At 71.6% G+C, this 6,744-nt stretch carries 9 protein-coding genes; 3 read left to right on the top strand and 6 right to left on the bottom strand.

Features of this window, described 5'->3' with window-relative positions:
- From VG276_04555 to VG276_04575, 5 genes are all read right to left on the bottom strand, one after another.
- Nucleotides 1-219, bottom strand: a 219-nt coding sequence (locus tag VG276_04555) for a hypothetical protein (GenBank protein HEV8648674.1), incomplete at its 3' end; no start/stop codon positions are given.
- A 7-nt stretch (nt 220-226) separates the two neighbouring features.
- Nucleotides 227-1,048 (bottom strand): glucose 1-dehydrogenase, encoded by an 822-nt coding sequence (locus tag VG276_04560; GenBank protein ID HEV8648675.1) that lies wholly within the window; start codon nt 1,046-1,048, stop codon nt 227-229.
- Nucleotides 1,049-1,081: 33 nt separating this feature from the next.
- Entirely contained in the window at nt 1,082-1,663 is a 582-nt protein-coding gene (locus tag VG276_04565) for a redoxin domain-containing protein (protein ID HEV8648676.1), read from the bottom strand.
- Nucleotides 1,664-1,679: 16 nt separating this feature from the next.
- Nucleotides 1,680-2,225, bottom strand: a complete 546-nt coding sequence (locus VG276_04570) for an SMP-30/gluconolactonase/LRE family protein (protein HEV8648677.1) — start codon at nt 2,223-2,225, stop codon at nt 1,680-1,682.
- An 81-nt stretch (nt 2,226-2,306) separates the two neighbouring features.
- Entirely contained in the window at nt 2,307-2,927 is a 621-nt protein-coding gene (locus VG276_04575; GenBank protein ID HEV8648678.1) for a hypothetical protein, read from the bottom strand.
- Here VG276_04575 and VG276_04580 point away from each other — a divergent pair.
- Entirely contained in the window at nt 2,893-3,141 is a 249-nt protein-coding gene (locus tag VG276_04580) for a hypothetical protein (GenBank protein ID HEV8648679.1), read from the top strand. The two genes, VG276_04575 and VG276_04580, sit on opposite strands and share 35 nt — an antisense overlap.
- Before the next feature lie 217 nt (nt 3,142-3,358).
- Here the strand turns inward: VG276_04580 and VG276_04585 are convergent, their stop codons facing one another.
- On the bottom strand, nt 3,359-3,604 hold the full coding sequence (locus VG276_04585; GenBank protein ID HEV8648680.1) for a zf-HC2 domain-containing protein: 246 nt from the start codon (nt 3,602-3,604) through the stop codon (nt 3,359-3,361).
- Nucleotides 3,605-3,856: 252 nt separating this feature from the next.
- Here VG276_04585 and VG276_04590 point away from each other — a divergent pair, with 252 nt between their 5' ends.
- Nucleotides 3,857-5,248: an NAD(P)/FAD-dependent oxidoreductase gene (locus VG276_04590; protein ID HEV8648681.1), complete on the top strand. Its 1,392-nt coding sequence runs from the start codon at nt 3,857-3,859 to the stop codon at nt 5,246-5,248.
- Between the two features lie 20 nt (nt 5,249-5,268).
- Nucleotides 5,269-6,744: glycoside hydrolase family 15 protein (locus tag VG276_04595; protein ID HEV8648682.1), on the top strand; the 1,476-nt coding region annotated here is incomplete at its 3' end.

Raw genomic sequence — 6,744 nt, forward strand, 5'->3', positions numbered from 1 at the left:
CAGGTACTGGCGGAAGGTGCGCCCGGGGAAGGCCGGGATGTCCTGGTGCAGGACGTGGGCGAGGTCGTACACCTGCCCGCGCCGCACCAGCCCCACCGCCTGGAGCACCCCCTCGGGGGTGATCTCATTGAGGGCGCCGGCCTGGTCGTCGGGACCGTAGCGGGACGGCCACCAGACGCCGGTGTCGGCCTGCGCGTCGGGGATCTCGGTGTCGGTCATGCGCCCATCACTCCGACGACCAGGTCGTCTCGAACGAGGGATAGAGGGTGAGGCCGCCATCGATGAAGACCGTCTGGCCGGTGATGTAGGCAGCCTCGTCGGAGCACAGGAAGGCGGCGACGGCGGCCATCTCCTCGGCATCGCCGGCGCGGCGCATCGGGATGTGGCTTTCCACCATGGCCCGCTTCATCGGATCGTCGATCCAGGACCGGTTGATCGGCGTGACGGTGGCGCCCGGACCGATGCCGTTGACCCGGATGCCGCGGGCGGCGAACTCCAGCGCCAGGGTCCGGGTGAGGTTCTGCATGCCGCCCTTGGACACCGAGTAGCCGACGAACCGCGGCTTGGGGATGAGCTGGTGGACGCTGGACACGTTGATGATGACCCCTGGCCGGTCGGCGTCCAGGAAGTGCCGGACCGCGTGCTGGGCGCAGAGGAAGGCGCCCCGCAGGTTGACCGCCAGCACCTTGTCGAAATGGGCGACCGGCAACAGCTGGGTGTCGGCGGCGATCTGGATGCCGGCGTTGTTGATGAGGTAGTCGAGCCGTCCGTATTCGTCCAGCACGCGCTCGAACATCTGGGCCACGTCGTCCTCGTCGGCCACGTCGGCGTGGACCAGGATCGGACGGGTCCCGCTCTCGCTCATCTTCTTCATGCAGATGTCGACGCCCTGCTCGATGGCTTCCCGGGTCGCCTCGGCGCCCTCGACCGGCCCGACGTAGTTGATGGCCACGTTGACGCCCTCCTCGCCCAGCCGGATGGCGATCGCCTGGCCGACGCCGGAGCTGCCGCCGGTGACGATGGCGACCTTTCCGTCGAGTCCCTTCATGACGTCCTCCTGGTGCGGTGCGGTGGTCGCTGGCTAGGCATGCGTCGGCTGCGGCTCGCCGGACGGTGGGGCGGCGGTCTGGGCCTGCTCCCAGGCGGCGCGCACCTCAGGCCGCGTCGGGTCGAAGTCCGCCTTGGTGCGCCGAAACAGGTCCTGCAGGTCCGCCCAGAGCTGGTGGGTGGAGGGCCGGCCCCAGAACCAGTAGCCGACGTACACCTTGTCGATCACCAGCCCAGGCGCCAGCACGACGGTGTGGGGGACGGTGGCGTCGTGGTGGGGGTCGGTGTACTCGCGGATGTCCAGCGTGTGTTGCACCTGCAGGTCGGCGTCGGCGAGGAAGGTCCAGTAGGCGCCGGTCGCGATGCGCATCTTGTTGGTGTCGCGCAGGTTATTCGGCAGCACGGTCACAAGTTCCGTGAAGGCGACCGCGCACCATTGGTGGAAGGTGACCATCTCTCGTAGGTGCTGGCGCTCCCGGGGGCAGTGCTCGCCGCGTCCGAGCATGAGGATCATCGCGTCCTCACCCTGGAGCTGCGACAGCCGCCGCATCGTCCCCTGGTCGTCGGGGAGTTCGAAGTCGGGCAGCACCGCTCCGGGGATCAGGCCGTTGCTCATGGGTTCTCCTTTCCCGCTACTGCGGGCGGATGCCGGGGAGGTTGAGCCGCAGGCGGTAGACGCTGGTCATGGCGGTCACGTACAACGTTCGTGCGTCGTCGTCGCCCCAGGCGAGGTTGTGCGGGTTCTCCGGCAGCCGCAGGGTGCCCAGGTGCTCGCCGTCGGCCGACAGCACCCAGATGCCGCCGGGGCCGCAGACGTAGAGGTTGCCGGCCTGGTCCACCTTGAGGCCGTCGATGGCGTCCTCGCCATCGGCGCCGGTCATGTCGAACAGGACGGTCCCGTCCGAGACGGCTCCCGAGCGGTCGACCTGGTAGCGCATCACGACCTTGCGCTCGGGGTCCCAGTTGCCGACGTACAGGTAGCGCTCGTCGGGGGAGAACGCCAGGCCGTTGGGCTTGTTGAAGGAGTCGGCGACCACCGACAGGTGTCCGGACTCGGTCTCCACGACCCGCACCAGCCGAGGGCCTGGTCCCAGCACGGCCGCGAACTCCGGGTCGTGCTCCTGGAAGGCGCCGTGGGTGCTGGCGTCGAACTCCCCGATCAGGCTTGCATGGCGCATGTGTTGTGCTCCGCGGGCTGGAGGAGCCTCGGGTCTGGTCGTGATGGCTGCTGACGGGTAGTCACCGATCAACCCCACCCGTTACAGATGGAGTGCGCCGGGTTCGTGTTGGATCCAGCTGCTGGCGGGCGCGTAACGGAACGCCGGTTGGCCAGACTGACCGGTGACGGGTCGGGCGCTCGCGCTGCGCCCGACAGGAGCCGCGCATCCGCGCGGTGCGCAGGACCAGCGAGGTGGCAGATGACGCTCCCCCAGCAGTTCGCCGAGACCCGCGAGTCGTTCCACGCCCTGGCCGAGCACGTGCTCTGCGCCGCACGGCACCGCAGCACCGGACGCATCGGGCTGGAGGTCGTCGATGGTGGCTTCGCCACGCCGCCGTTCGGCGACGACCGCCGCACGATCGCCGTCGAGCACGGACAGCTGGTGCTCCGCGCCGGCGGTCAGGAGCGACGCGCTCCGATCACGACGCTGCGGGCTGCGGGCGAGCTCGTGGGCATCGAACCGGGTGCACCCTCCAGCGTGTTCAAGCCGACCACGCCCTGCGACCTCGACGCTCCCCTGATCGTCGACGCCGACGCGGCGCAGCGCCTGGCCGACTGGTACGCGCTCGGCGACGAGGCCCTGCGCCGGCTGACGCTCGAGATCGCCGACGACCAGCCCAAGTGGCGTGACGCTGTGGCCAGAACACTTCGACGTCGGCATCCGTGCCGGCGAGGTGAACTACGGCGTGTCACCGGGCGACGGCCAAGTCCCCGAGCCGTACCTGTACGTCGGGCCGACCGGGCTGGACCTGCCGGCCACAGACAATGCCTTCTGGAACCAGCCCTTCGGTGCCGCGGTGACGTGGGAGTCCATCAGCTCGGTGGCGGGGGCGCTCGACTTCTTCCGGCAGGGACACCAGCACGCAGTCGGATAACGAGGAGGCGGCCGTCCCCGGGCGAGGAGAACCTCAACGGGGCTGGAGGATCCGTGGAGGCGACGCTGCCCCCGGGCGCCGAGCCCCACACGCAGAGGAATACCGCCGCAGGCTCCCACAGCCGGTCCGCTTGCGGCGCGAGTCACCAGACTCGGTGACCGGGGCGACTCCGTCGGTGAGCAGGAACTTGCAGTCCACGGCTCGGGAGGGACGGCGCTCATTCGCGGCGCCAGCCCCGGAACGCTTCGAGGAGCGGCGCCATGACCTCGGCCGGGACCGTCTCCTCGGTCAGGCCGCCGGTCAGCCTCATGGTGGTCTCCAGCTGGGCCAGGGAGTTGCGGCATCCCTCGCAGATCATGAGGTGCTCCTCCAGGCGGAGTCGGTCGTCAGGCGCAATGACGCCTTCCAGGTAGTCGTTCAGGATTTCGACGACCTCCTGGCAGGTGAGTTCCTCGGCGCTCATCCCGCCCATCCCTGCTTACAGGTGCTGTCGAGCACGGCCAGGAGCCTTGGACCAGCTCCGGTGAACGAGTACCCGCGGATCGTCCTCGCTCCCACCCGGCAGCTCGCAGACGCTCCGCCTTCTCGATAGTCCTCAAGGCGCGCGCCGCGTTACACCGTGCGGCGGTCGCCAGGTCGTAACGAACGCGCGGCTCCTGAGACTGCTTCGCTAACCGTGCGACGACCATCATCCCGTGCGCGGAGGAGGTATCACGTGACCGATGTGTTCGATGTGATCGTGGTCGGTGCCGGCCCGGCCGGCGAGCACCTGGCCGGGCGCTGCGCCGACGGTGGCCTTGGGGTGGCGCTGGTGGAGCGCGAGCTGGTCGGCGGGGAGTGCTCCTACTGGGGGTGCATCCCCTCCAAGACGCTCATCCGACCCGGGGACGTCCTGGCCGCGGCCAGGCGGGCCCCCGGCGCCACCGAGGCCGTGACCGGCGAGCTCGACACCGCCGCGGCGTTCGCGCGGCGCGACTACATGACCGCCAACTGGGACGACCAGGGGCAGCTGCCCTGGCTGCGGGAGCAGGGCATCGAGCTGGTGCGCGGGGTGGGCCGCCTGGCCGGCGAGCGGGTCGTTGAGGTGAAGCGCGACGGGTCGACCCGGCGGCTGGACGCCCGCAAGGCGGTGGTGCTGGCCACCGGCACCGGCCCGCTCGTCCCGCCCATCCCGGGGCTCGGCGAGGTGCGTCCGTGGGACAACCGGACGGCCACCGCCGCCAAGCAGCTGCCGCGGCGGCTGCTGGTGCTCGGCGGCGGCTCGGTCGGCGCCGAGCTGGCGCAGGCGTTCCGGCGCCTCGGATCTGAGGAGGTCACCGTCGTGGAGGGCGCCGACCGGCTGCTGTTCCGCGAGGAGCCGTTCGCCAGCGAGGAGGTCCGGGCCGCGTTCGAGGCCGAGGGCATCGCCGTGGTGACCGGTGCGCGCATGACCGCCGCCCGCCGCCAGGGCAGCGACGGGCCGGTGATCGCCAGCCTGGAGGATGGACGCGAGCTCGTCGGCGACGAGATCCTTGTGGCGGTCGGCCGGCGACCGGCCACCAGCGGCATCGGCCTGGAGACCGTCGGGCTGGAGCCCGGCCGGCCGGTACTGGTCGACGATCGGCTGAGGGCCGTTGGGGTGGACGGCGGCTGGCTGTACGCAATCGGCGACTGCAACGGGCTCGCACCCTTCACCCACATGGGCAAGTACCACGGCCGCGTAGCCGCCGCCGTGATCCTCGGCCGCGAGGTGACCGACGTGGCCAGCCAGCGGGCCGTGCCGCGGGTCACGTTCACCGACCCGCAGGTGTGCGCGGTCGGGCTGACTGAGGCCGAGGCCCGCAGCCAGGGTCTCGACGTCACCGTGGTCACCACCGCCACCGGGGACGTGCCCGGCGCGTACACGCTCGGCAATGGCATCCGGGGCACCAGCCAGCTGGTGATCGACGACGCAAGGCGGGTGGTGGTCGGCGCCACCTTCACCGGCCCGGGGTTGCAGGAGCTGCTGCACGCGGCGACCGTGGCGGTGGTCAGCGAGGCGACCGTCGAGCGGCTGTGGCATGCGGTGCCGTCGTTCCCGACCGTCAGCGAGGTCTGGCTCCACCTGCTGGAGGCCTACGGCCTCTAGCACGAAGAAAGGAACCTACGATGAGCAGCTTGCCGATTGGCGACTACGCCCTGCTGTCGGACTGCCGCTCGGCCGCGCTGGTCAGCCGGGCCGGCTCGGTGGACTGGCTGTGCTTCCCGCGCTTCGACGGGCCGGCCGTGTTCGGCCGCCTCCTGGACCAGGATGCCGGCCACTTCGCGATCCGGCCGGCCGGCGAGTTCCAGGCCGGCCGCGCCTACCTCGACCAGACCATGGCGCTGGAGACGACCTTCCAGACGGCGACCGGGGTGGCGGTGCTGCTCGACGCGATGGCGCTGGGCCGCAACGACCGCGGCCACGACCTCGGCGCCGGCTCCCCGGGGGTGCTGCTGCGCCGGGTCGCCTGCACCAGCGGGGCGGTCGAGCTCGAGGTCGGCTACGCCCCGCGGCCCGAGTACGGGCTGATCCACCCGCTGCTGGAGGCGGTCCCGGGCGGGCTGGCCGCCCGGGGTGGCGCCGACCGGCTGCTGCTGTCGGCGCCGGTCGCCTTCTCGGTCGACGGCGCCACCGCCACCGCCCGGTTCACGCTGCGGGCCGGCGAGACCGCCGGCTTCGCGCTGCATCACGGGCGGATGTGGGAGCCGGCACTGGCCGCCTGGGACCAGCAGGAGATCGCCGCCCGCCTGGACGACACCCTGGAGGGCTGGCGCTCCTGGTCGGCCATCCACCAGACCTACCAGGGACCCTGGCGGGAGCTGGTGCACCACTCCGGCCGGGTGCTGCAGGCCCTGACCTTCCAGCCAACCGGGGCCATCGTGGCGGCACCCACGACCTCGCTGCCCGAGACCGTCGGCGGGGAGCGCAACTGGGACTACCGCTACACCTGGGTCCGCGACGCCAGCCTCACCATGGAGGCGCTGTGGGTGGCCGCCTGCCCCGACGAGGCCAACAAGTTCTTCGGCTTCCTGGCCGACGCCGCAGCCTCCCAGCTGCAGCGCGGCGTCGACCTGCAGATCATGTACGGCATCGGCGGGGAGCGCGACCTCACCGAGCGGGAGCTGCCGCACCTGCGCGGCTGGCGCGCCAGCCGCCCGGTGCGGGTCGGCAACGGCGCCTGGGACCAGCGCCAGCTCGACGTCTACGGCGAGTTGCTGGGCGCCGCCCAGCGGCTGGTGGAGCAGCTCGGCGGGCTGGACCCGGTGACCCGCCGGTTCCTGACGGCCGACACCGCCGCGGTCCGCTGGACCGAGAAGGACCAGGGCATCTGGGAGATCCGCGGCGAGCCGCGCGACTTCCTGTACTCCAAGCTGATGTGCTGGGTGGCGCGGGACCGGGCGGTCGCCCTGGCCGGCCCGCTCGGCGCCACCGACCGGGTGGGGGGCTGGACCGCCGCCCGCGAGGAGATCCGGGCCGCGATCCTGGAGCACGGCTGGAGCAATGCCGCCGGCGCCTACACCCAGGCGTTCGACGGCGACGACCTGGACGCCAGCAACCTGATGCTGGCGATCACCGGGTTCCTGTCCGGCGACGACCCGCGG

Source organism: Actinomycetes bacterium (genome assembly GCA_036000965.1).
Classification (GTDB): domain Bacteria; phylum Actinomycetota; class CALGFH01; order CALGFH01; family CALGFH01; genus DASYUT01.

Coding starts and splice junctions, on each gene's coding strand:
- VG276_04560 (HEV8648675.1), bottom strand. CDS start 1,048: ATGAAGGGACTCGACGGAAAGGTCGCCATCGTCACCGGCGGCAGCTCC.
- VG276_04565 (HEV8648676.1), bottom strand. CDS start 1,663: ATGAGCAACGGCCTGATCCCCGGAGCGGTGCTGCCCGACTTCGAACTC.
- VG276_04570 (HEV8648677.1), bottom strand. CDS start 2,225: ATGCGCCATGCAAGCCTGATCGGGGAGTTCGACGCCAGCACCCACGGC.
- VG276_04575 (HEV8648678.1), bottom strand. CDS start 2,927: ATGCCGACGTCGAAGTGTTCTGGCCACAGCGTCACGCCACTTGGGCTG.
- VG276_04585 (HEV8648680.1), bottom strand. CDS start 3,604: ATGAGCGCCGAGGAACTCACCTGCCAGGAGGTCGTCGAAATCCTGAAC.